This is a genomic window from Mucilaginibacter sp. NFX135 (assembly GCF_048565145.1).
GTDB lineage: Bacteria > Bacteroidota > Bacteroidia > Sphingobacteriales > Sphingobacteriaceae > Mucilaginibacter.
The window spans coordinates 5,780,501-5,802,672 of record NZ_CP183412.1 but is presented as its reverse complement, the minus strand read 5'-3'; the positions used below and the strand labels follow the sequence as shown (position 1 = coordinate 5,802,672).

Below are 22,172 nucleotides of genomic sequence, written 5' to 3'. Positions count from 1 at the left end.
ACGGCTTTAACTTCTCCTTAAACTTATTAACTTCGTAAATGCAATCTATATTCCTCAGCTTCCCCAAGATCACATTTTTTGATATCCTTGATGTGGTTCTGGTAGCTTTTATCATATACCAGCTTTATAACCTCATCCGGGGTACTATCGCGGCCAATATCTTTATCGGCTTCGCCGTGATATTTGCATTGAACTTTGTAGTGAACGCCCTGCACATGAAACTGCTTACCGCTATTTTAGGCAAGTTTGTTGATGTGGGTATCATCGCGGTTATCGTGGTATTTCAGCAGGAAGTAAGACGTTTTTTACTGTTGGTAGGCAAAAATGCTTCGCTGCAACGGAACAAAGCCTGGTGGCAATACTTTTTTGGTAAGGCCGAGGCCGAGAAAAATAATTACGCCCGTATAAAACCCATCATAGATGCCTGCAAAAGCATGAAACAAACCCGCACAGGTGCCTTAATTGTTTTTGCCAAATATTACGACGAGCAGTTTTATCAAAACAGCTGTGAGGTAATGGATGCCAAAATATCAAAACGTTTGCTGGAGAGTATCTTCCAGAAAACCAGTCCGCTGCATGATGGGGCTGTGGTGATATCTGAAAATAAAATTAAATCGGCCAGTTGTATTTTACCGCTTACCGAAAAAACAGATCTGCCTGCGCAATTCGGCTTGCGCCACCGCGCCGGTATTGGTGTAACCGAGGCTAACGAGGCTACCGCCATAATCATATCCGAAGAAACCGGCGAATTATCCTACGCCAAACAGGGCCGTGTTAAAATGAATATCAGCTTTGCCGAACTGGAAAAAGTGCTGAATAAGGATTTTTAATAATTAGGCCGAATAGTTTTTACTGCCGAATCTGGCTTTGCTTCACCAAGCCTTTTGATCAGCATAGTATAGTGCATATTAGGCTCATCCGTTTTTACTATCGGCATTTTATCAGCAGATTGTAGTTTGACTACCGGCATGCGGTCATTCATTTCTGCAGTGAATAAATTATTTGCGGGTGGTACACTGGTCAACGGTTGGATCAAATTAGGTTTGGCTGGTGTTAGCGTTATTGTATTATTGTCGAATAAACCTTTAGAATAAGGATAAACAGAATTGTAGGGTTTTTTGCCAGGCAGTGGTACAGCCAGTTGTTGGGCTTTTAATTGAGTAACACCGCCGATCATGAGTATAAATAGCCAAATATTTTTCATGCGATAAAAGGTTTACATAAATATAATATAATGCCGGGATATCTAAATGTTAAAAAATGTTATTTAACATTTGATGTTTAACCTGATATGCTTTTTAAACCTCGAATTTTAACAAATTTCGACTCAAAAAAGGGTTAAAAACGGATGAAAACCACTCAAAAAACCCGCATTTTAACACTTTTAACAAATTTTAACACCGTTTTGAGCAGTTTTTGAAACTTTAAAAAGTATTAATTAGTTGATTGTCAAATAACTATATACAAAATGGTCGGTTTTTGGTCTTGTTTTAACCTTAACCAAACGGCCCGGCTCCCTTCAAAAAAGGGGGCCGGGCCGTTTAGTTGTTATAAAGATACGAAAAATTGGCGGAATTGGAAGCAGCGGCGCTACAAAGAATTCATCTCTTTGATCACCGCCCCGATAGCATTATCATCGGCGTATTGCAATTTCATATCATTAATGGCTTTCCAGTAATAAACGCGGCGCTCTGCTGTTTTTCCTTCTTTCATCAATAATTGCCCTGCTTTACGGGCAGCTTCTGCCGAGAGCTGCCAGAATTCAAAACCTTTAGCATCGGCAAGCTTTTGATAAAATTCCAGCGCCTGCGTGTTCTTACCTACAGACAGGTAATAGTCACCAAGGTCGGTCATTACATAAGGTTGTATATGTCCGTTTACACGATAGGCATCTGCAAGTTGATTAATCAGTGGTTGAAAAGCCGGTTCATGCAGATCGGTCAGCAGATAAATAAGACCAGGGTCATAACGTTTAAAGCGCTCCGGGTTCGTTTTGGCCAGTTGGGTAATGAGGCTTGCAGCTTCGCCTTTGTAAATGCCCGCCTTGTTTTCCATGTAACGCAAGCACAATGCCTTACCTATGAGTTCTTCGGATTCAAGTCGTTGTCGTGCCCGGGCATCGTTGTTAAAAATAAAGTATCTGAAGAACGCCGCTGCAAACGGCGACTCCCAGATTTGTCCGGAGCCCAGCCTTAGTGCCGCCGAAGGGGCGTTGGAGTTGGCCAGAAAGATGAATGTAGAACCTGTTTCCGGAACCCGGATAAAAAGGGCCGCGTAATCATCAGCCTGCCCGTAATGCCAGTGGATAGTTTTACCCTCAAATGTTTCACTGAACCACCCCAGGGCGTACGGACTTAGCGAGCCATCGTTCAGTTCCGTGGGCTCGGTTATTTTCTGATAGCTGGCTTCCGTGATCAAGGTGTGCTGATCATAGCTATTGGTATATTTAACCAGGTCCGCAATGGTAGATAAGAGTCCGCCAGATGGAAATGCCCTGGTCCACCGTGCATAATTCCCGGTGTTTTCGACCAAACGCTTGTTAGTCTGATCATAGATATAAGGTTTGGCAATGTGCCGGAATAGGGTATCTGTACGGCTTTTCGGGAAACCAAAAATGGTATGTTGCATCCCCAGTGGTGTCAGCACACGTTTTTGCAACTCTAACTGGTAGGCGTCTACATCAGCGGTATGGTCACCCATCTTTTCAAAAAGTCCATACATATAATTAAACCGGGTGCCATTATAAACAAATGAATTTCCGGGGCCGTCTTCGGATGTTTGCGAAAGGAAGTGCCTGATCCTGACATTCACATCCACATTATAGGGCCAGCCGAAACCAATATCAATGTACCGGTAATTGAGCACATAGCTATCCAAAATCCCTTTATGTTCCTGTTCATACTGCATGATCAGGTTAGCGGTCATGGTTTTGGTTACCGAGGCAATCATAAAAAGGTCGTCGTCCCTTACAGGTATTTTTTTCTCCAGATCCGAATAGCCTTCCATCTGGCGATAAACTATTTTACCATCTTTTACAATGGCCAGGCTAAACCCAGGCAACTGCAGGATATTGGCGATCTCATGTACCTGTTTTTCGATGGCTGCAGCGGCAGGCTGCGCCAAACTTTTTTGTGCTGCAAACAGTAAAATCAATAAAAAAGTTAGAGTTGATCTCATATCAGCGTAAACTAAAATAAATAAATCTATAAGACGTTGCAGTTTTTCAATGTGTTGCAATGGGTGATGAGGGAATTTTAATATTGGGGCCGACTCACCGGTCTGCCCTGCGCTTGACCACCCTCTCTCCGCTTCGCCGCAAATAAGATTAAGGAATTTTTCTTTTAATTTTTGTAAACCCCTCTTTCCACCGAGAGGGTGAAGAGGGGGGCAAGCGCAGCGATGATGGGCTGAGTCGTCTACACCATACTCAAGCCCTCCCAATTTGATTTTACACTAAGGCTAAGGAAAATGATAGATTTTATTACTTTTGTGAAAATTTAAAACCAATGAGCGAACTCATTAAAAAACAAGTGACTGATGCAAAGGCTTTAATGGACAAAGCCATTGAGCATGCCGATAGTGAATTAAATAAAATACGTGCGGGTAAAGCAAACCCGTCTTTACTGGATGATATTATGGTTGATTACTATGGTACACCAACACCGTTAAGCCAGGTAGGTAACGTTAATACGCCCGATGCACGTACCATTGTTGTACAACCCTGGGAAAAATCATTATTAAGTGCTATTGAAAAAGCCATTAAAGAATCGAGTCTTGGTTTTAATCCACAAAATGATGGTGTTATCATCCGCATCAATGTACCGCCATTGACCGAAGAGCGCCGCCGCGACCTGGTTAAGAAAGCAAAAGCAGAGGCTGAAACCGGTAAGATCGCCATTCGTAACATCCGTAAAGATGCTAACGAGAAGATCAAAAAATTAAAATCAGAAGGTGTTTCTGAAGATGAGATAAAAGTAGGCGAGGCCGACGTTCAAAAACTAACAGATGCTTATATTATCAAGATTGATCAGCTTTCAGAAGCCAAAGAAAAAGATATCATGACGGTTTAAATATTAACCTTATGTCAAATTAAGAGGGAATGAGCTACTTAGCCATTCCCTTTTTTTATTTTTGGCGTACAAACATGAATATACTACTTTCTTACTTAAAAAAACACCGCATAGTAGTGGTGCTGGCATTGTTCCTGGCCGCCATGAACATTGGCTTTTCACTGCTCGACCCCTGGATAACCGGTCGTATTGTTGACCGTGTTATCGAAAAACGCAACACGCTCCAGTACACCGAATACCTGCACCAGGTATTGATACTTATCGGCGCTGCCATTGGCGTGGCCATGGTATCGCGTATAGCTAAAAACTTCCAGGATTATTTTACCAATATCATTACCCAAAAAGTGGGTGCCGAAATGTATGCTGATGGCTTACGCCATTCGCTCGAATTACCTTACCAGGTATTTGAAGATCAGCGCAGCGGCGAAACATTGGGCATTTTACAAAAAGTAAGGCTTGATTGCGAAAAGTTCATCACCTCGTTTATCTCCATTCTTTTTGTATCACTCATAGGGATGGTGTTTGTTATTGTGTACTCGGTAAGTGTGAGCTACCAGGTAACGCTGGTATATTTTGCCGCTATACCCATTATTACTTTTGTGAGTATGGCCATGAGCCGTAAAATAAAAACCATCCAGAAAAAGATCGTATCGGAAACCACCGCTTTGGCCGGTTCAACTACCGAGTCGTTAAGAAACATTGAACTGGTAAAAAGTTTGGGTTTAGCCAAGCAGGAAATTGCCCGCTTAAACAATACTACATACAAGATACTTGACCTGGAGCTTAAAAAAGTAAAATATGTACGCAGCATGAGCTTTGTGCAGGGCACTACGGTTAACCTGGTACGGAGCGTAATGGTAGTGGTATTATTGCTGCTTATTTTTAAGCAAACCATTTCGCCGGGACAATATTTTAGCTTTTTGTTCTATTCCTTCTTCCTGTTTAATCCGCTGCAGGAGTTAGGTAATGTGATATTATCATGGCGCGAAGCCGAGGTTTCCCTGGGTAATTTTAAAGGCATATTAAGTACGCCTATTGATAAAAAACCCGAGAAGCCTGTGTTGCTGGAAAAGGTAAATACCTTAACTTTTAGAGATGTTACTTTTAAACATTTAACCGCCAACCGCAACGCGCTTAATCACATCAACTTTGAAACCAATACCGGTGAAACCATCGCCTTTGTTGGTCCGTCGGGCTCGGGTAAAACCACCCTGGTAAAACTGTTGGTTGGTTTATATCAGCCCTTGGATGGGGATGTTTTATACAACAATATTTTAAGCCGCGACATTGATTTGGATCAACTGCGCGAAAAAATTGGTTTTGTAACGCAGGATACGCAGCTGTTCTCGGGTACCATTCGCGAAAACCTGCTGTTTGTACGTCCTGATGCTACCGATGAGGAATGTATGAATGTGCTGCAGCGTGCCGCCTGCCAAACCTTGCTGGCCCGTGCCGATAAAGGCTTAAGCACCGTAATTGGCGAGGGTGGTGTAAAGGTATCCGGCGGCGAAAAACAACGCCTTTCGATAGCCCGTGCATTGCTGCGCAGGCCTGATATCCTGGTGTTTGATGAGGCGACTTCTTCGCTGGATTCCATCACCGAGGAGGAGATCACCGAAACCATCCGCAATGTATCTGAGCTGGAGAATCATATTACTATATTAATAGCCCACCGCCTATCAACTATTATGCATGCCGATTGCATTTACGTGTTGGAGAAAGGCCGCATTATTGAATCGGGCAAACACCATGATCTATTAAGTCAGAAAGGGCTTTACTATGCCATGTGGCGCCAGCAAATTGGGGAGAAAGATACGGTTGAAGAAGTAGAGGTAAAGTAATCTTATTTAAGTGCTGCTTCCCATCGCGTCATTGCGAGCGCAGCGTGGCAATCCCAAACTATACAGGGCGTATACCCGCTCTTGGCCGCGGGAGGGCCAATTACTTTTGTCGCCACAAAAGTAACCAAAAAGGCTGTCAGCAGAGAGGCTTCTTTGCCGCACGTGGCCTTTGCCCTGCAAACCGGACAGAACCACGGGCTGCAATTATTTGCCCTGCTTCGCACCGCTCAATTCCCTGCTTCTGCAAAACTTGCTATGCCCCTGCAACCGCACAAGCCACCATTGTTCTGCCCGCTTTCGCCCGAAGCTTATCTGCTGACGGGGAGAAAAGGAAAAAAATCTGTTATTGTGATGAGATGACAATATAACACGTCATTGCAAGGTACGAAGCAATCTCTATGCTATACAGAGTCGCTCTGCAAATGGGGGATTGCTTCGTGCCATTACAGCAATGACACTTTTTTATACCCTCATCAGCTTAAATATTCTTATCCTCAATCATCCTGAAGAAATCATCACGGTAGGTGTCGCCAACGGGGATAATCTTGTCGCCTATCTGGATGCGGCTTCGTTCTATGCTGTCGATCTTGTTGAGGGCCACAATGTATGATTTGTGCACGCGGATAAAATGCTTTTCGGGCAGGGCGTCTTCCATTTTCTTCATTCCTTGAAGCGTGATGATGCGTTCGGCAGTGGTAAATATGGAGATGTAATCTTTTAGTCCTTCAATAAATAAAATATCGTGCAGATATACCTTCTGGATCTTGTGCTCGGTTTTAACAAAGATAAAATCGGTCGAAAAGTCATCCATTTGTACCGGCTCGGCCTGCTGAACAGTTTTAATTACCGGTTGTATAATACTTTGCGCTTTTTGAACCGATTTAAAAAAACGGTCGAGTGCTATAGGTTTAAGCAGGTAATCAACCACATCCAGTTCATAGCCTTCCAGGGCGTATTGCGGATAGGCGGTAGTTAAAATCACTTTAGCTTTGCCATTGGAGATCTTTAAAAACTGGATGCCGGTAAGCTCGGGCATTTGCACATCTAAAAACACCAGATCGACATTACCACCCTGTACTATGGTTAGCGCTTCGATGGGATTGGTAGTGGCTTTTACCAATTGCAAAAAGGGCATTTTGGAAATATAATCTTCCAAAATGTGTAGCGCTAAAGGCTCATCATCAACTACCAGACATCGGATCATGTTGTAAAAATAAGTGTTCTAATGATTTATCGTTAATTTTTTTAGCCTCATCCCGCCCTCTCGAATGGAGAGAGTTCAAAATACAATTAAAAGCAATTGGAGAGTAGTTAAATATTTATAGTACAATAGATAATTCGCAGGTATAAGTATCAACTTCATCCCTAATGTTTAAAGTGTGTTTATATGGATAAAGCAGATTGAGCCGCCTTTGCACATTGTTTAAACCAATACCGCCTATAGTATCGCGGTTATGGGAGTGCTTTTTATTTTGTATGTAAAAGTGAAGCTTGCTCTCCTCTACATTGATCAATAATTTGATGGGAGATGTTACATCACTGGCCACACCATGTTTAAAAGCGTTTTCAATAAACGCGATCAATAGCAAGGGTACAATTTGCTGGTTGGTCACTTCACCCATCACCTTAAAATCAATAAAGGCTTTGTTGCCGAATCGTATTTTTTGCAGGTCGATGTAATTATGTAAATATTGTAGTTCCTTACTCAGATCAACCTTATTATCATTACACTCATACAGCATGTACCGCATAATTTCGGATAGTTTCAGAATGGCTTCGGGCGTAGTTTCGGATCGCTGGTAAGCCAGCGAATAAATGCTGTTGAGGGAATTAAATAAAAAATGAGGGTTGATCTGCGATTTTAAAAAGGCCAGTTCGGCGCTCAGGCGCTGGTTTTCCAGGTCGTGCTGTATGCGCTCATTCAAAAACCAGTCGGTGGTAAATTTAAGTACGGTGCTTAAAAAGATGAATATCAAACTGGTGAAAATGGTACTTAAAAAGTAGGAGGGAAAGGAAATAACCTCGCCTTTCATACGTACCAGCACATATTGTTTAAACATCAGTCCTACACCGTATTTGCCCAGGCCGTAAACAATGATGGTTATGATAATAAACAAGGCATAGGCCCAGTAACGTTTTTTATCTAAAAATTTAGGTATATAAATCAGGAAGTTAATATAAAACAGGCTGATATTGATGGCAGGATAGAGCAAGAACAGGATGAGCAGTTCCTTGTTGCTTAGCTTGGTATTGCTGCGGGCCAGGGACAAAAAGAGCGATATGATGCCCAGCCAGAAAAGCAAATGCCAGAATATCTGCCAGCCTCTTTTTATAATACGCGTTTGTTTATCTGATGACATTTTTTTAGAGTGAAGAGCCGGGAGTCAGGAATCAAGAGTAAAAATCAATCCGGTATAATCGTCTTGGTTCTTGATTCTTATTTCTTGCCTCTTAACCACCGTCTAATTTAATATTTTGCTGTGGATAAGCCGGTACAATTATATATAGTATTTTATTTTATCGATGAACGGGCATTTAAAATCGATGAACGGGTTAATGCGGTTAATTAACCGTTCATCTATAAACTCCGTGCGTTGGTCTAATACATTTTAGCAGGTAAAATAATTAATATTCCTTTGTTGTATCAAAACACTCACGATGAAAACGCTTATCAAAAACTCGAATCCTTTTATCATGTTACTGATACCTGTAATGTTTGCCCTAATATTAGGTGTAAGCTATCAGTTTGAACAAAAAAAGGAATCGGCAATTGTTGGGGCATCCGTTCATGCCACATCATTGTTTTACAAAGGTGTTACCCTTGTTAAAACTGTTTGCTCAGTAGCCAAGGATAACCATGTATGGTAATTCGTACTGAAGGGCTATCCTTCAACTTCGGCAGTCAGCAGGTTGTTAAATCATTAAACCTGCAGGTACCCGAAGGAAGTATATATGGTTTTCTTGGCCCTAACGGAGCCGGGAAAACCACTACTATCAAACTCCTGTTAAACCTGCTCCAAACTCAACATGGCAGCATCCACATCTTTGAACAGGAACTCCAAAAAAATCGCATCAGCATATTATCCCAGGTGGGGGCGCTTATTGAACAGCCGGCTATTTATCAGCACCTGAGTGGGCGGGAAAATTTACTAAACAGAGCTTTACTACTACAAGTACCGGTTAAACGGGTGGACGAAATGCTTAACCTGGTGCACCTAAGCAATGCCGCAAATAAAAAAGCCGGCCAGTACTCATTGGGCATGAAACAACGCCTGGGCATAGCGCTGGCACTACTTACAGATCCTAAATTATTGATACTGGACGAGCCAACCAACGGCCTCGACCCGAACGGTATTATTGAGGTTCGTGAGTTATTGCTGAAACTGGTTAGCCAGCACCATAAAACGGTGTTTATATCGAGCCATTTGCTGGCCGAGATTGAACGTATGGCCACGCATGTAGGTATCATTGATGGCGGGCAATTATTGTTTCAGGGCAGCATTGAGGAGCTTGAGGCGCTAAGCCAGCCATTAATACGTATTGAAGCTGATAATACCGTTGACGCTGCCAACTTATTGAAACGCAAAAACTATCCGGTTGCGGATGTAACGGATGATTATGTGTATGTACCCTATACCTCCAAAGAGCAAATGGGCGATATCAATGCGCTGCTTGTACAAAACGAGTATGTTGTATTTAGTATCAGCAAGCAGCAAAAAGACCTGGAAAAATTGTTTTTATCCATCACCCAAAATGCCTGAGCGCTATGAAAGGATTTATTTTATCATTCCGGTCAGAATTTTTCAAGAGCCGTAAAACACTCGGGTTTTGGGCTGCTATACTGTTGCCCTTGCTAATTTGCCTGCTGCTGTTTGTGGGTTTTTATACCAAAAGCGAACGTTTGGCAGGTATGCCCCCCGCAATATTATGGATGCAGTTTGCCGGTGCAATTCTGGCTGTAATGGGTTCGCTGTTGTTACCCATGTTTGTTATTTTTATTGCCTACTCGGTAAATAGTATGGAGCATAAGGCAGATACCTGGAAAAGCTTATTTAGCCTGCCCATTTCACGCCTGAGCGTATACGCGGCCAAATACTTTTATGCCTTGTTCCTCATATTTTTATGTCTGGCCCTTTTTGTATTATTTACTATAGGCTTTGGTAACTTACTCAGTTTGGTAAAGCCCGAACTGCGCTTTGATAACTATCATATGGAAGATACGCTGGCTAAGCTTTATTTTAAGCTTTTCTTATCGTCATTGGGTATATTATCCATCCAGTTTTTACTCAGCTTATTATGGTCTGATTTTTTGAAGCCGATGGGTATAGGTTTTGTAGCTACTATAATAGGTGTTATAACCGCGTCAAAAGGCTGGGAGTATTGTTATCTGTTCCCTTATGCGCATCCGATGCTGGCTTTAAAACTAATGCCGCATAAAACCATTAAAGGCGAAACACCTCAAATAGTCATCGATCTTTTTACCAAAGATATTCTTGTGGGTATTACGGTATCGGTGCTTGTTTTTATAGGCGGGTACTTTATTGTACTTAAAAAGAGTGTGAAGTAAGGGTAGATGTGAAGATGTGCAGATTTTAGATGTGCAGATTGATCGAAGCTCTTCCCGATCAGAATAAACCCTCAATATTTCCAATAGATTCTGGCAATCCCATCATTCGTTTAATCATGGTTCGGGCAACAACAGGAGCCTGCCAGTCTCTTTTATATCCTTAATCTATAGCATTGTTCAATTGAATAGGTGTGTGTTTCTATAAGATTCCATGCTCTGTGGTGTTGCGGTTATGTGTGTTAGCTGGAGTGTTATATACGCACCTGGTTTAATGCGATAGCTGAGTATACTACACTACCTTCAATTCATCGTCAGTTCAAATAAGCACGTAATTGATCGGTCAATAAAAAAGGTATAAAACAAAGAAGGCTCCGGGTTATCCGGAGCCTTCGCAATAATATTTAATTGATATTATTTTTGTTTGAATTGAACGCGACGGTTTAACACGCGGCCTTCTTCAGTTGAGTTATCAGCAATTGGGTTAGTTTCACCGTAACCTTTTACTTTAACTTTTTTAGCATCAACACCTGAGTTAACTAAGTAAGTTTTTACTGAGTTAGCACGGTCTTTTGATAAAGATAAGTTGTGAGCAGCAGTACCTTCAGATGAAGCGTAACCATCTACTTCAACAGATTTACCAGATGAACGTAAGTCAGCTGAAGTTGCATCTAACACTGGGTAAGATGAAGTACGTAATACTGAGCTATCAAATTCAAACTGGATGTTTGAGTAAGCAGTAGCAGCAGGAGTAGCAGCAACGGTATCTTTAGGGAATACGATAACGCAACCTGAACCATCAACTACGCTGCCAGCAGCAGTACCTGGGCATTTGTCAAATTGATCAGCAACACCGTCACCGTCTGAATCTTTTTTCAAATCATTAACAGCGTTTTCAACGTTGGTAACACGACCTTTCAGAGCTTCAACTTCCTGACGTAATGCAGCATCGTACAATTCGTCATACATTAAAGCTACCGGGTTAACCCACTCTAAGCTTGGTTTTGATTTTGAACCTAAAGTAAACTCTAAGCCAGCATAACCGTAGCTGTATTTATCTTTAGTTGGGTAACCTTTGTTAAGACCATCAAAGTTATCACCATCAACAAATGTTTCGGTGTAACCTAAGTTTAAGGCAACAACGTCACTTAATCTGAATTTAACACCTGCACCAACAGGGATAATCAGTTCCTTAACGAATTTGTTAGTACCTTGGCCTGGAGGCAAACCAGCGTGACCATCATAATCAATTACAGTACCGTCTTTGAAAGTAACTTTAGGTTGGTATAAAGCTAAACCACCACCGGCTGTAACGAAGAAGTTAACTGAATTTTTGCGTCTTAAGAAGTCAATTGTTGCAACGTTTACAACACCGCTTAAAGTACCTGACCAGAATTTGGTTTGGAAAGATTGAGCAGAGTAGCTGGCACCAGGTGCTTTAGAATTATCACCTTCTACTTTACCACCATGGAAATCCAATTGTAAACCAAAAGAGTGTGCAAGTTGCTCTCTGAATGAGATACCGTAACCTAACTGAACTTTATTGTGTGTAAAGTCGTTTGAACCACCAGTTGCAACTGAAGGAGCAGTAGCGCCAACATTTACACCGATGCTAAACTTTTTGTACTGACCTAAACCACCAAATACCTTGGGGGTAGTAGTTTCAGACGACGTTGTAGTTGCTGTGGTTGTTTTAGTAGAATCCGTTTGTGCATTTACGATTCCCACAACCATCAAAGAAGCAAATGACAATGCGACTGTTTTCTTTAATGTAGAATAATTCATAGTTTTTAAGATTAAACGATTTTAATTGTGATTTTTTTTCAAATTTAGTAATTATGTTTGAAACCCTGACCAAACATTGTTCCAAAAATTGTAATAGTTATACAAATAAAGAAAAAAAAAAGATAATCAGCAGATAAATATGAAATATCCCGCAATTGATAATAGTCTATTTATTAATAATAGAAAAAATTTCGTCTCGAGAACAAAACATAACTCCTTGGCTATTTTCCATGCGAGCGATGAATTCCCCAGGAGCGGTGATCAAACTTTCCTGTTTAAGCAGAATCCTGATTTTTTTTATCTCACAGGCATCGACCAGGAACAAAGTATCCTCATTTTATTCCCTGATTGTCCTAATAAAGCATACAAAGAAGTACTTTTTTTAAGACAAACCAATGAGCATATTGCTATCTGGGAAGGTCATAAATATACTAAAGAAGAAGCAAAAGCAGCCTCTGGTATTGAAAATATTTACTGGCTCAGTGAATATGAAACCATTTTACAAAATATTATTTATTACGCAGAGTATATTTACATCAATACTAACGAAAACGACAGGTATAGCCACGCTGTGCCTTACCGCGATTTGCGGATGTACGAAACTTTAAAAGCAAATTATCCTTTGCATAAATATGAGCGTGCGGCAGTGATCATGCGCGATCTCCGCGTTGTAAAGTCACCTGTTGAAATAGCTTTAACCCAACAGGCGTGTGATATTACCAACGACGCGTTTATACGGGTGCTGAAATTTCTGAAACCTGGTGTTACCGAATATGAGATTGAAGCCGAAATTACACATGAATTTTTGCGTCAACGGGCCACCGGACATGCTTATCATCCTATTTTAGCTTCCGGTAAAAACGCCGTTGTGCTGCATTATACCGATAATAACCAGGTTTGTAAAGATGGTGATGTTATACTCTTTGATTTTGGTGCCGAGTACGCTAACTATAATGCCGATATGAGCCGGTCTGTACCTGTAAACGGGCGTTTTACAGCACGGCAGCGTGCTGTTTATGATGCTGTTTTAAGGGTGATGCGCGAGGCCACTAAAATGATTGTTGCCGGAACTAACTTGAGTGATTATCAGGAAGAGGTTGGCAAAATAATGACTGGAGAATTAATAGGTTTGGGGCTGCTGGATAAGCACGATGTGGAAAAGCAAGACCCAAACTCACCTCTTTATAAAAAATATTTTATGCATGGCACCTCGCATCATTTGGGTTTGGATGTGCATGATTTTGCAAGCCGGTACAAACCATTTGAGGTGGGTAATATACTCACCTGCGAACCGGGGATTTATATACCCGAAGAAGGTTTAGGGATCAGGATAGAGAACAATATTTTAATTACAGAAAATGGTAACCGCGATTTGATGGCAGGCATCCCCGTTGAAGCCGCGCATATTGAAGAAATTATGAACAGTTAGCCGGAGTTTGTGACAATTTTTTTACAATAAAAACAATTTAGCCAAATCTTTCAATTGTTATTGAATTGTTAATTCATCATAAACTATACATAAGTATCTACAAAACTATACAGATTGAATTTTTCATCTTTTAATGCTTCAGTAACATCATGCTGAAGCTTTTTTTTATCAATACGTTGCATTAATTTTTGCTGAATGAGTTTGTATGCTTTTTCGGTCAGTAGCAATTCCCGGCGGCTATGCTGTGTTTTTGGCGGCGATTTAATAAAATTTGCAATTTCATGGATGCCCCCGGCTTGTGAAGCGATGGTTTTAAATACGGGAGGTTGCTCCCCCTGGTTTTGACCTATTATCTTTTTTAAATTATTGGCAAATACATCCGCATCGGCCCTGTCGGCTTTGTTAATGATAAAGGCGTCGGCAATTTCCATCAGGCCCGATTTAATATGCTGTATCTCATCCCCGGCTTCAGGCACCAGTACCACCAGGGTAATATCAGCAAGGCCGGCTATCTCAATTTCCGATTGGCCCACACCCACGGTTTCTATCAATACATAATCAAAGCCCGATGCACGCAGTACGTCGGTCATTTCGATGGTTTTGGCCGATAAGCCACCTAAAGAACCGCGTGTGGCCAGGGAACGGATAAATACATTGGGGCTGTTAAAGTGCGAGGCCATCCTGATCCTGTCGCCCAGTAACGATCCGAAATTAAATGGGGAGGTCGGGTCGATGGCCAAAACTGCTATTTTGCTGCCATCGGCTAACAGCAGATCGATCAACGAATTAACCAGTGTGCTTTTACCTGCCCCCGGCGGTCCGGTTATGCCTACTATAGGTGCGGCTTTAGTGAATTTTAAATTCCTTAATAATTCAGCGCTGCCCTGCAGGTTGTTTTCAACAACGGTTAAGCCACGTGCTATATCACGAAAGTTATGATTATCAGGATTAATATATATGCTGTTACTCAATGTAAGTATTTTTATAATTTTTAATATTAAAATAAGGCTATTTAAATTACATAAATGGCATGCTTAGTCAGTAATAATCACATGGTGTTTTATTACTCACCTTATTATCCTAAATGATAAAAACTTTTAATAACTATCTGCCTGTTTACGCTATTTAGCTGCACCAAAAATAACAATACTAATGTACCAAGTAATGCAGATCATAAAAAATCAAATGATTTGAGTATTACCATAAAAGCCGGTGCTGATGCCTGCTTTGTTATTTAATAAAGTAATGCAGAAAGGCTTAATTCATCAAAACCGTATATTTGTTTTTTTAGCATTGTTTATAACAGATTGCCGGGTACAAATTGTAGTAGTTAATATTGCTAAGATCCGGTTTAATATAAAATATCATTACACATTTGAAACCCGCTATACTCATTACCTTCGATTCGTTAAGACGCGCAACATCGGGCATGTTTTTTTTTGAAAGAAGCTTGGGCGATGAAATACTGAAGGAGAATAAAGGACGGTTCAGCATATTCGGATATCTGCACAAAAAATCAATTTATTGGTTTCAACAGCTTGCTGGTACTGTTTTAATGTCGCCTTTGCATAAGGTGTTTTTCCCGGCATATAAGCAATTTGACCTGGTTCATTTTACTAACCAGTATTGTAAATTAAAACCTGCGCGGGTAAAAGCCAAAAAGGTGCTCACTATTCATGATATGAACCCGGTTCATGAAAAAACACGTTCACCGGCACGTTATAAAAAATACCTCAATCGCCTTGGCGGTTATATTGATAGCTGTGATAGGATAGTAACTATATCCAATTTTGTAGCAGGTGATATTATAAAGTATTATCCGCAGGCGGCCGGCAAGTTAACGGTTATTTATAATGGTGCCGATAAGCTTGTTTTACCGCAGCATCATGAACCGCCGCACAAACCAACGCGAAAATTTATATTTACTATAGGTAGCCTCGCCCCCAAAAAGAACTTTCATGTTTTACCGGCCTTGCTTCATGATAATGATCTGGAATTGATCATCGCTGGTAAAATAACCGATTATCAGCAGCGAATAATAGAGGAGGCAAATAAGTATAACTGCGTGGATAGGGTAAAACTGATCGGTTTGATCAGCGATGATGATAAGGCCTGGTATTACAAAAATTGCGAAGCTTTTGCATTTCCGTCAATAGCCGAAGGTTTTGGGTTGCCCGTTATTGAGGCTATGCATTTTGGCAAGCCCGTTTTTTTATCAAAATATACTTCGCTGCCAGAGGTTGGCGGCGACGCGGCCTGGTACTTTGATAACTTTGAGCCCGAAACCATGCAGGCAACTTTTGCCAAAGGTTTGGAAGAATATGCAGCCAACAATATGGAGGCAAGCATCATGCAGCATGCGGCTAAATTTGATTGGGAAAAAACGGCCCGGCAATATCTTGATCTGTATTCCGAATGCCTGGGCATATGATCGTTAATTATATAATTGCATGTAGGCTAAGCCAGGTTCTGTTATTGTATTTTTGCACGGCATTTTAATAAGGCGCTCTTGTATAGCATCGCTATTGATCAGGCGCCCATAAACTTTAACAAGTGAAATAAATAGTTCATTATTATCTAATGCAAAATATCAATACTGTTACGGGCATATCCGTTGTGATACCTAATTACAATGGTAAAAACCTGCTCGAAAAAAATTTGCCTCTTGTATTTAGTGCCTTGAAAGCGAGCGGGGTGGCTTATGAGGTTATCGTAGCCGACGATGCTTCTGCTGATGGTAGTGTTGATTTTATTAGCCAGCAGTATCCTGAAATTATTTTAATTAAGAGTGAAAAGAATGGCGGCTTTGCCACCAATATAAATAAAGGTATATCCGCTGCCAAACTTGACTTGGTGTTAATGCTTAATAGCGATATCAAACTCAGTGAAGAATATTTTATTACACAACTGAGGTATTTTGCTATTGCCGATACCTTTGGGGTAATGGCGCAGATACGTGATGAAGAAAGCGATGAAGTGGTGGAAGCCTGCAAATACCCACGCCAATCTTTTTTTAAGATAAATCATTTAAAAAATGTAGCCTTTGATAAAGGCGGCAATATTTATACCTATTATTTAAGCGGAGCCAATGCCTTGGTAAATCGTGAAAAGTTGCTTGAACTGGGCGGGTTTAATGAATTATTCTCACCTTTTTATCATGAGGATCTTGACCTGTCTTTAAGAGCCTGGGAAAATGGGTGGAAATGTTATTATGAACATGATGCGGTATGCTGGCATGCAATATCTACAACTATCAAAGCACACAGTTCAAAAAAACGAATTAAAACCATCAGTACGCGTAATAGACTGTTACTGCATTATTTTCATCTGCGGGGGATACGTTTATATTTGTGGGCTTTTATAACCTTTTTATCCCTGGTGGTAAAATGGATAAGCGGAAAGCTGTATTATTACAAAGCATACTTGCTTTTTATAAAATTGATACCGGCAATGCATAGCTATAAACAACGGTTTATAACAACTGCTGTTGCAAAGCGGCAGTATATTCCCTTTATTACTGTTAAAGAAAATATTATTAAAGTGCTTGATCAAACTTTTAAAATGCAACAAAAATGACCGGGCTACCTGAATTTATTAAACGAATAGAACTGCCGGCTTATAAATATAAATATTCTGTTTGTACACTGGTAACCCGCAAAGAGCAATATACAGAGATGCTTAACTCTTTTATAGAAGGAGGATTTACCGAAGATATTTGCGAATACCTGGTTGTGGACAACAGCGAAATCAATCGCATGGACGCTTATCAGGGTCTTAATGTGCTTTTACAGCAGGCAAAGGGTGAATATGTGATTTTGTGCCATCAGGATATTTTACTTACCGGTACCAGCAATAAGCAGTTGCTTGATAGGCGGATTGAAGAGATAAGCGTTCTTGATCCCCGCTGGGCGATTCTGGGAAACGCCGGCGCGGCCGATCGTTTATATGATCGGTTGGCGATAAAGATAGCCTATCCCGATGGTTTTGTTGACATAAAAGGACAATTGCCCCAGCAGGTTTGCAGTGTTGATGAAAACTTTATGCTGGTTAAAAACAGCGCTAACCTCGCCTTTTCATCAGATATAGGTGGTTATCATTTATACGGATTGGACTTGTGTATGGTAGCCCGGTTATTAGGATATTCGGCTTATGTTATTGATTTTTTGTTAATTCATTATAGCAAAGGCAATATCGATAAGTCTTTTTATGAAACTTTGGCCAGGGTCAAAAAGAAATATGTTCGCTTTATGAAAGGCCGGTATATGAATACCACTATCGCTAAATTTTATTTATCAGGCTTCCCGTTAAAAAACTGGTTATTCAATACCCGTGTATTAAGGAGAGTTATAAAAACCGCCGAAGAAATAAAAACAAAGCTAAGCAGGTCTTAACTATAAATGATTACTTGCGGCTTATTATTAATAGTACATGAAACAACCATTAATATCCGTAGCACTTTGTACTTACAACGGTGAAAAATATATAAAAGAGCAGTTGCAAAGCATTATTGATCAGACATACCAAAACATAGAGATCATAATTGTAGACGATTGTTCAACAGATAAGACTTTTTTAATAGTCAATGATTTTGCAAAATGTGATGCAAGGATCAGGTGTTTTCGCAATGATACTAATTTAGGGTTCAATAAAAATTTTGAAAAAGCTCTTAAATTAACCAAGGGCTCTTTTATCTCTATCAGTGATCAGGACGATATCTGGGAGATCAACAAAATTCAGATACTATTGGATAATATAAAAGACAATTGGCTGATATTTTCAAATTCTGTAATTATTGACGAGAATGGAGTTGTTAAAGATGAGAAGTTGTTAAGTGATTTTTCTTTAAGCCGGCTGCGCAGCTATAAATCACTCTTATTAAACAATTATATTACCGGGCATACCACCTTGTTCGCACGCGTGTTTTTAACCTATATATTACCATTTCCGCCAATCGGATTTTATGATTGGTGGATGGGTTTTATAGCTCATTATCATAAACGCATTGTTTTTATTGATCAAGTGTTAACAAAGTACCGGCATCATGAAAGCGCCGTAACCGGGATATTTAGAAACAGCAATGGCATTATAAAGAATAGGTATTTTGAAGTAATGTTTTACCAGGTACAGGCTCTGTCTACTTATCCAAATTTTAAAGAGGAAGATCGTATATATGTAAACAATTTAAATAATGCCCTCCGGTTAAAACTGAGCAAAGCATATTCTATGCCCTTGTTTAAAATGATAATGGAAGATTATTATAACTTATTCCCGTACATTAAAGTCAGAAAGGGTATATCGAAAGTTAATTTTGCGTTAAGGTTTTCAAAGCGTGAAAAGGATATTGTAATTAAAAGCCTGAAAATAAACTAACAATACATTGTAACATTACTATGGTTATGGCATCCTGATATAATAACGGTAATTTGTTAATTACTATTAGCTTTGCATCTTTATAAAATAAATTAATGAAGACTTATTTCAGACTTCTTTCCTTTGCCAGACCTATCGGTAAGTTTGCCGTTCCATACTTTATCTTAACCTTACTTTCGGTAATATTTAATACGCTTAATCTTGCATTGCTTGCTCCCTTATTAAAAACAATTTTTAACCCGGCTACTACAGAGGTGATAAACAAGCCCGCCAACTGGTGGGATCCTTTAAAAGATTTTAATTACTTTGCTTACACAGCCAATCAACATTATGGCCCCCTGGGTGCTTTAAAGTTTGTTTGTGTTGCCATTGTAGCATCAGTATTACTAAGCAATTTATTTAGGTATTTTTCGCAGCGCATTATGGAAAACCTGCGGATTTATACTTTGCTTAATCTCAGGAAAACAGTTTTTAATAACGTAATGAACCTGCACCTGGGTTATTTTAGTAATGAACGTAAGGGAGATATCCTTTCAAAAATATCAGCCGATGTGCAAGTGGTACAATTCTCGGTTACCGGTACATTGCAGGTTGCGTTTAAAGAGCCCTTTCAACTATTAACCTACCTGATATTTTTATTTGTTATATCGGTTAAGTTAACGTTGTTTTCTATGCTGATCATTCCTGTTTCGGCATTTGTTATATCAAGGATAGTCAAGCGGCTGAAAGAGCAGGCTACTGAGTCGCAACAAACTTACAGTAACATGATCAGTAACCTTGATGAAGCATTATCAGGTATAAAGATCATTAAAGCGTTCAATGCGGTTTCATTTATAAAAGACAGATTTGATCATGAGAACAGGGAATATTCAAGAATAACCCGTTCAATGGCCAAAAGGCAGCAAATGGCCTCACCTGTATCGGAGTTTTTAGGGGTTTTAATGGTGGCTGGTATTGTATTATATGGCGGTTCATTGATTATTAACGGTACTGGTACCTTATCAGCCGACAACTTTATCGTATACATTGCCATGTTTTCGCAAATCATGAGGCCCGCGAAGGCCATATCCGATTCTTTCAGCAATATACATTCCGGTATAGCAGCGGGGGAACGGGTACTGGCACTTATTGATGAAAAGCCACAAATAACAGATGCCCCTGACGCTGTAACCATAACCGATTTTACCAAAAGCGTAAGGTTTGAAAATGTATCTTTTGCTTATAAAAACAAGGTTAAACCAAATGACAAGGGCATTGACCCAGAACCGGATAAATATGTACTGAACAATCTCAACCTCGAAATACCTAAAGGCAAAACGGTAGCCTTGGTTGGTCCGTCAGGCGGAGGTAAATCAACCCTGATGGATCTGCTGCCCCGGTTTATTGAACCACAGATGGGTACTATATATATTGATGGTATAAATATACAAGCGGTTACTATGGAATCATTAAGGGCACAAATGGGTATTGTGAACCAGGAGTCGATATTGTTTAATGATACCATATTTAATAACATAGCCTTTGGCAAAACAGGGGTAACGCAAGAGGAGGTTGAAGCCGCTGCGCGGATTGCCAATGCACATAATTTTATCATGGAAACTGAAAAAGGCTATCAGACCAATACAGGCGACAGAGGGACAAAACTTTCGGGCGGGCAGCGGCAACGGATCTGTATTGCCCGGGCTGTATTGAACAACCCGCCTATTATGCTGCTTGATGAAGCTACCTCAGCATTGGATACCGAATCTGAAAAACTGGTGCAGGACGCGTTGAACAATTTGATGAAAAACCGTACCTCGCTTATCATAGCACACCGCCTCAGTACGATACAAAATGCCGATATTATTATTGTATTGGAGAAAGGCTGCGTAGTTGAGCAGGGCTCGCACCTTGAACTGTTGCAAAACAACGGGCTGTACAAGAAGCTGATAGATATGCAAACTTTTAATGCCGATTAATAAATAGTGGGTAAAAGTTAAATTAATCCCGATGAGAATGAATAGTCGGTGGTTGTTGATTTCTGGCCCCCGGTTTTTAAAGCCTACGGATATGAAGTTTAACTTTCCGCAAGTTGTTTATTACTCACCCGGGTACTATCTAAAGTCAGGTACTTTTTAAGAATGTAAAAATTCAATTTCAGAAAAAGCTTTAGATCAAGCGTTAAGAATTTGTTATCTTTCCATAATATATTAAATGCTGCTGAAATGGGATACTCAAATTTAATCAGTTGTTCTATAAAATCTTTAAATGTTGTTTTTTCGATATAAATAACCTGTTTAGGAGTAAGCGGTTCAATATTTACAGGTAAATGTTTACTCCATTTATCATGCAGCTTTAAATTTTCTTTCATCCATGTACTGTCGTATCGTCCTTCCGAAAGATGGTCGAGTAAAACCTCAAACGTAACAGCAACCTTATATTTTTGGCCAATCGATAAAGAAAAATCGATGTCATATCCGTGGAATCCCCGGAAGGTATTTTCATCAAACATGATTTCTCTCGCAATTTTTCTGGTGGTGCAAAGCCACACCCCATCAACACAAGCTACCTCGGATATTGATTCGTTGTTAGGATTGCGATTAATATGTTTGGTTTTCTTTTCCTTATACTTAAAGGATTGTAATAAGTTAGTATAGGTAGTGTCAATGCCTGTGCCTCCCCAGCCAGAAGGTGTAACAGGTTTATAGCTACTGCCGGCAACACCAACTAAGCCTAACTCCGGATCGTTATGAAATAATTGAACGGTTTTTTGCCCCCAGTTATCGGTTTTAATCAGCACGTCTTCGTGCATGAAGCATAAAATATCATACCGGGCCTTTAAAATTCCCCTATTGTAAACGGAGCAGATTCCCTGTTGGCCATCGCTGTTATCGGTGGCAATAATTTCATATGGAACACCGATGGTTGCTGAAATATTTTCACTTACCTGCTTAAGGAGATTTTTATTGGCCGAACAAATAATTACAGATATCATAGGGAAATGGCAAATGTAAGCTATATTAATAGTTAATTAAGTTAAATAACTCTTTACGCGAGTTTTTGTTATGCGCTAAAACCATAAATACGCAAAATGCTGTAGGTTTGCTACAGCATTTTGTGTCATTTTTGCAGGA

The 22,172-nt window shown here is 40.1% G+C and carries 20 protein-coding genes; 13 read left to right on the top strand and 7 right to left on the bottom strand.

The window, feature by feature from the left end; translation table 11 throughout:
- The first annotated feature begins 38 nt into the window (after window positions 1-38).
- A complete protein-coding gene (cdaA, locus tag ACNURT_RS24175) occupies window positions 39-830 on the top strand; it encodes a diadenylate cyclase CdaA (RefSeq protein ID WP_076375400.1) in 792 nt (263 codons plus the stop codon).
- Here the strand turns inward: cdaA and ACNURT_RS24170 are convergent.
- Both ACNURT_RS24170 and ACNURT_RS24165 read right to left on the bottom strand, forming a co-directional pair.
- Entirely contained in the window at window positions 827-1,204 is a 378-nt protein-coding gene (locus ACNURT_RS24170; RefSeq protein WP_419699834.1) for a hypothetical protein, read from the bottom strand. The two genes, cdaA and ACNURT_RS24170, sit on opposite strands and share 4 nt — an antisense overlap.
- A gap of 386 nt (window positions 1,205-1,590) precedes the next feature.
- On the bottom strand, window positions 1,591-3,177 hold the full coding sequence (locus ACNURT_RS24165; protein WP_419699833.1) for a serine hydrolase domain-containing protein: 1,587 nt from the start codon (window positions 3,175-3,177) through the stop codon (window positions 1,591-1,593).
- Between the two features lie 329 nt (window positions 3,178-3,506).
- Here ACNURT_RS24165 and frr point away from each other — a divergent pair, with 329 nt between their 5' ends.
- From frr to ACNURT_RS24150, 3 genes are all read left to right on the top strand, one after another.
- Complete coding sequence (gene frr / locus ACNURT_RS24160) at window positions 3,507-4,070, top strand: ribosome recycling factor (protein WP_419699832.1); 564 nt, start codon at window positions 3,507-3,509, stop codon at window positions 4,068-4,070.
- 74 nt (window positions 4,071-4,144) lie between these two features.
- Window positions 4,145-5,911, top strand: a complete 1,767-nt coding sequence (locus tag ACNURT_RS24155) for an ABC transporter ATP-binding protein (protein WP_419699831.1) — start codon at window positions 4,145-4,147, stop codon at window positions 5,909-5,911.
- 81 nt (window positions 5,912-5,992) lie between these two features.
- Window positions 5,993-6,271 carry a hypothetical protein gene (locus ACNURT_RS24150; RefSeq protein ID WP_419699830.1) on the top strand — a complete coding sequence of 93 codons (279 nt, stop codon included), beginning with the start codon at window positions 5,993-5,995 and terminating at the stop codon, window positions 6,269-6,271.
- A 118-nt stretch (window positions 6,272-6,389) separates the two neighbouring features.
- On the opposite strand, the gene ACNURT_RS24145 is transcribed toward ACNURT_RS24150, so the two are convergent.
- Both ACNURT_RS24145 and ACNURT_RS24140 read right to left on the bottom strand, forming a co-directional pair.
- Complete coding sequence (locus ACNURT_RS24145; RefSeq protein ID WP_166091457.1) at window positions 6,390-7,115, bottom strand: LytR/AlgR family response regulator transcription factor; 726 nt, start codon at window positions 7,113-7,115, stop codon at window positions 6,390-6,392.
- Between the two features lie 115 nt (window positions 7,116-7,230).
- Window positions 7,231-8,271, bottom strand: coding sequence for a sensor histidine kinase (locus tag ACNURT_RS24140; protein ID WP_370996858.1), 1,041 nt, complete (start codon window positions 8,269-8,271; stop codon window positions 7,231-7,233).
- 298 nt (window positions 8,272-8,569) lie between these two features.
- On the opposite strand from ACNURT_RS24140, the gene ACNURT_RS24135 reads away from it, so the two are divergent.
- Genes ACNURT_RS24135 through ACNURT_RS24125 form a run of 3 tightly spaced genes read left to right on the top strand, consistent with a single transcriptional unit; the run spans window position 8,570 to window position 10,478 of the window.
- Entirely contained in the window at window positions 8,570-8,779 is a 210-nt protein-coding gene (locus ACNURT_RS24135; protein ID WP_090471301.1) for a hypothetical protein, read from the top strand.
- Window positions 8,773-9,672, top strand: a complete 900-nt coding sequence (locus ACNURT_RS24130) for an ABC transporter ATP-binding protein (protein WP_370996857.1) — start codon at window positions 8,773-8,775, stop codon at window positions 9,670-9,672. The genes ACNURT_RS24135 and ACNURT_RS24130 overlap by 7 nt, the downstream gene beginning before the upstream one ends.
- 5 nt (window positions 9,673-9,677) lie before the next feature.
- Complete coding sequence (locus ACNURT_RS24125; protein ID WP_419699829.1) at window positions 9,678-10,478, top strand: ABC transporter permease; 801 nt, start codon at window positions 9,678-9,680, stop codon at window positions 10,476-10,478.
- 411 nt (window positions 10,479-10,889) lie between these two features.
- Here the strand turns inward: ACNURT_RS24125 and ACNURT_RS24120 are convergent, their stop codons facing one another.
- Window positions 10,890-12,260 carry an OmpA family protein gene (locus ACNURT_RS24120; protein WP_419699828.1) on the bottom strand — a complete coding sequence of 457 codons (1,371 nt, stop codon included), beginning with the start codon at window positions 12,258-12,260 and terminating at the stop codon, window positions 10,890-10,892.
- A gap of 139 nt (window positions 12,261-12,399) precedes the next feature.
- Between ACNURT_RS24120 and ACNURT_RS24115 the strand changes: the two genes are divergently transcribed.
- Window positions 12,400-13,689 (top strand): aminopeptidase P N-terminal domain-containing protein, encoded by a 1,290-nt coding sequence (locus ACNURT_RS24115; RefSeq protein ID WP_419699827.1) that lies wholly within the window; start codon window positions 12,400-12,402, stop codon window positions 13,687-13,689.
- A gap of 83 nt (window positions 13,690-13,772) precedes the next feature.
- On the opposite strand, the gene meaB is transcribed toward ACNURT_RS24115, so the two are convergent.
- On the bottom strand, window positions 13,773-14,660 hold the full coding sequence (gene meaB, locus ACNURT_RS24110) for a methylmalonyl Co-A mutase-associated GTPase MeaB (RefSeq protein ID WP_419699826.1): 888 nt from the start codon (window positions 14,658-14,660) through the stop codon (window positions 13,773-13,775).
- A 404-nt stretch (window positions 14,661-15,064) separates the two neighbouring features.
- Here meaB and ACNURT_RS24105 point away from each other — a divergent pair, with 404 nt between their 5' ends.
- The 5 genes from ACNURT_RS24105 (at window position 15,065) to ACNURT_RS24085 (ending at window position 21,017) form a co-directional block, all read left to right on the top strand.
- Complete coding sequence (locus ACNURT_RS24105; protein ID WP_419699825.1) at window positions 15,065-16,120, top strand: glycosyltransferase family 4 protein; 1,056 nt, start codon at window positions 15,065-15,067, stop codon at window positions 16,118-16,120.
- 149 nt (window positions 16,121-16,269) lie between these two features.
- Window positions 16,270-17,265, top strand: coding sequence for a glycosyltransferase family 2 protein (locus ACNURT_RS24100; protein WP_419699824.1), 996 nt, complete (start codon window positions 16,270-16,272; stop codon window positions 17,263-17,265).
- Window positions 17,262-18,080, top strand: a complete 819-nt coding sequence (locus ACNURT_RS24095; protein WP_419699823.1) for a hypothetical protein — start codon at window positions 17,262-17,264, stop codon at window positions 18,078-18,080. The genes ACNURT_RS24100 and ACNURT_RS24095 overlap by 4 nt, the downstream gene beginning before the upstream one ends.
- Before the next feature lie 37 nt (window positions 18,081-18,117).
- Window positions 18,118-19,059, top strand: coding sequence for a glycosyltransferase (locus tag ACNURT_RS24090; protein WP_419699822.1), 942 nt, complete (start codon window positions 18,118-18,120; stop codon window positions 19,057-19,059).
- 95 nt (window positions 19,060-19,154) lie between these two features.
- Window positions 19,155-21,017, top strand: coding sequence for an ABC transporter ATP-binding protein (locus ACNURT_RS24085; protein ID WP_419699821.1), 1,863 nt, complete (start codon window positions 19,155-19,157; stop codon window positions 21,015-21,017).
- A 98-nt stretch (window positions 21,018-21,115) separates the two neighbouring features.
- Here the strand turns inward: ACNURT_RS24085 and ACNURT_RS24080 are convergent, their stop codons facing one another.
- Window positions 21,116-22,033, bottom strand: a complete 918-nt coding sequence (locus ACNURT_RS24080; protein ID WP_419699820.1) for a glycosyltransferase — start codon at window positions 22,031-22,033, stop codon at window positions 21,116-21,118.
- Window positions 22,034-22,172: the final 139 nt, after the last annotated feature.

Bases quoted from the DNA above. Each gene is read 5' to 3' on its own strand.
- cdaA (WP_076375400.1), top strand. From the start codon at position 39: ATGCAATCTATATTCCTCAGCTTCCCCAAGATCACATTTTTTGATATC.
- ACNURT_RS24170 (WP_419699834.1), bottom strand. From the start codon at position 1,204: ATGAAAAATATTTGGCTATTTATACTCATGATCGGCGGTGTTACTCAA.
- ACNURT_RS24165 (WP_419699833.1), bottom strand. From the start codon at position 3,177: ATGAGATCAACTCTAACTTTTTTATTGATTTTACTGTTTGCAGCACAA.
- frr (WP_419699832.1), top strand. From the start codon at position 3,507: ATGAGCGAACTCATTAAAAAACAAGTGACTGATGCAAAGGCTTTAATG.
- ACNURT_RS24155 (WP_419699831.1), top strand. From the start codon at position 4,145: ATGAATATACTACTTTCTTACTTAAAAAAACACCGCATAGTAGTGGTG.
- ACNURT_RS24145 (WP_166091457.1), bottom strand. From the start codon at position 7,115: ATGATCCGATGTCTGGTAGTTGATGATGAGCCTTTAGCGCTACACATT.
- ACNURT_RS24140 (WP_370996858.1), bottom strand. From the start codon at position 8,271: ATGTCATCAGATAAACAAACGCGTATTATAAAAAGAGGCTGGCAGATA.
- ACNURT_RS24135 (WP_090471301.1), top strand. From the start codon at position 8,570: ATGAAAACGCTTATCAAAAACTCGAATCCTTTTATCATGTTACTGATA.
- ACNURT_RS24130 (WP_370996857.1), top strand. From the start codon at position 8,773: ATGGTAATTCGTACTGAAGGGCTATCCTTCAACTTCGGCAGTCAGCAG.
- ACNURT_RS24125 (WP_419699829.1), top strand. From the start codon at position 9,678: ATGAAAGGATTTATTTTATCATTCCGGTCAGAATTTTTCAAGAGCCGT.
- ACNURT_RS24120 (WP_419699828.1), bottom strand. From the start codon at position 12,260: ATGAATTATTCTACATTAAAGAAAACAGTCGCATTGTCATTTGCTTCT.
- ACNURT_RS24115 (WP_419699827.1), top strand. From the start codon at position 12,400: ATGAAATATCCCGCAATTGATAATAGTCTATTTATTAATAATAGAAAA.
- ACNURT_RS24100 (WP_419699824.1), top strand. From the start codon at position 16,270: ATGCAAAATATCAATACTGTTACGGGCATATCCGTTGTGATACCTAAT.
- ACNURT_RS24095 (WP_419699823.1), top strand. From the start codon at position 17,262: ATGACCGGGCTACCTGAATTTATTAAACGAATAGAACTGCCGGCTTAT.
- ACNURT_RS24090 (WP_419699822.1), top strand. From the start codon at position 18,118: ATGAAACAACCATTAATATCCGTAGCACTTTGTACTTACAACGGTGAA.
- ACNURT_RS24085 (WP_419699821.1), top strand. From the start codon at position 19,155: ATGAAGACTTATTTCAGACTTCTTTCCTTTGCCAGACCTATCGGTAAG.
- ACNURT_RS24080 (WP_419699820.1), bottom strand. From the start codon at position 22,033: ATGATATCTGTAATTATTTGTTCGGCCAATAAAAATCTCCTTAAGCAG.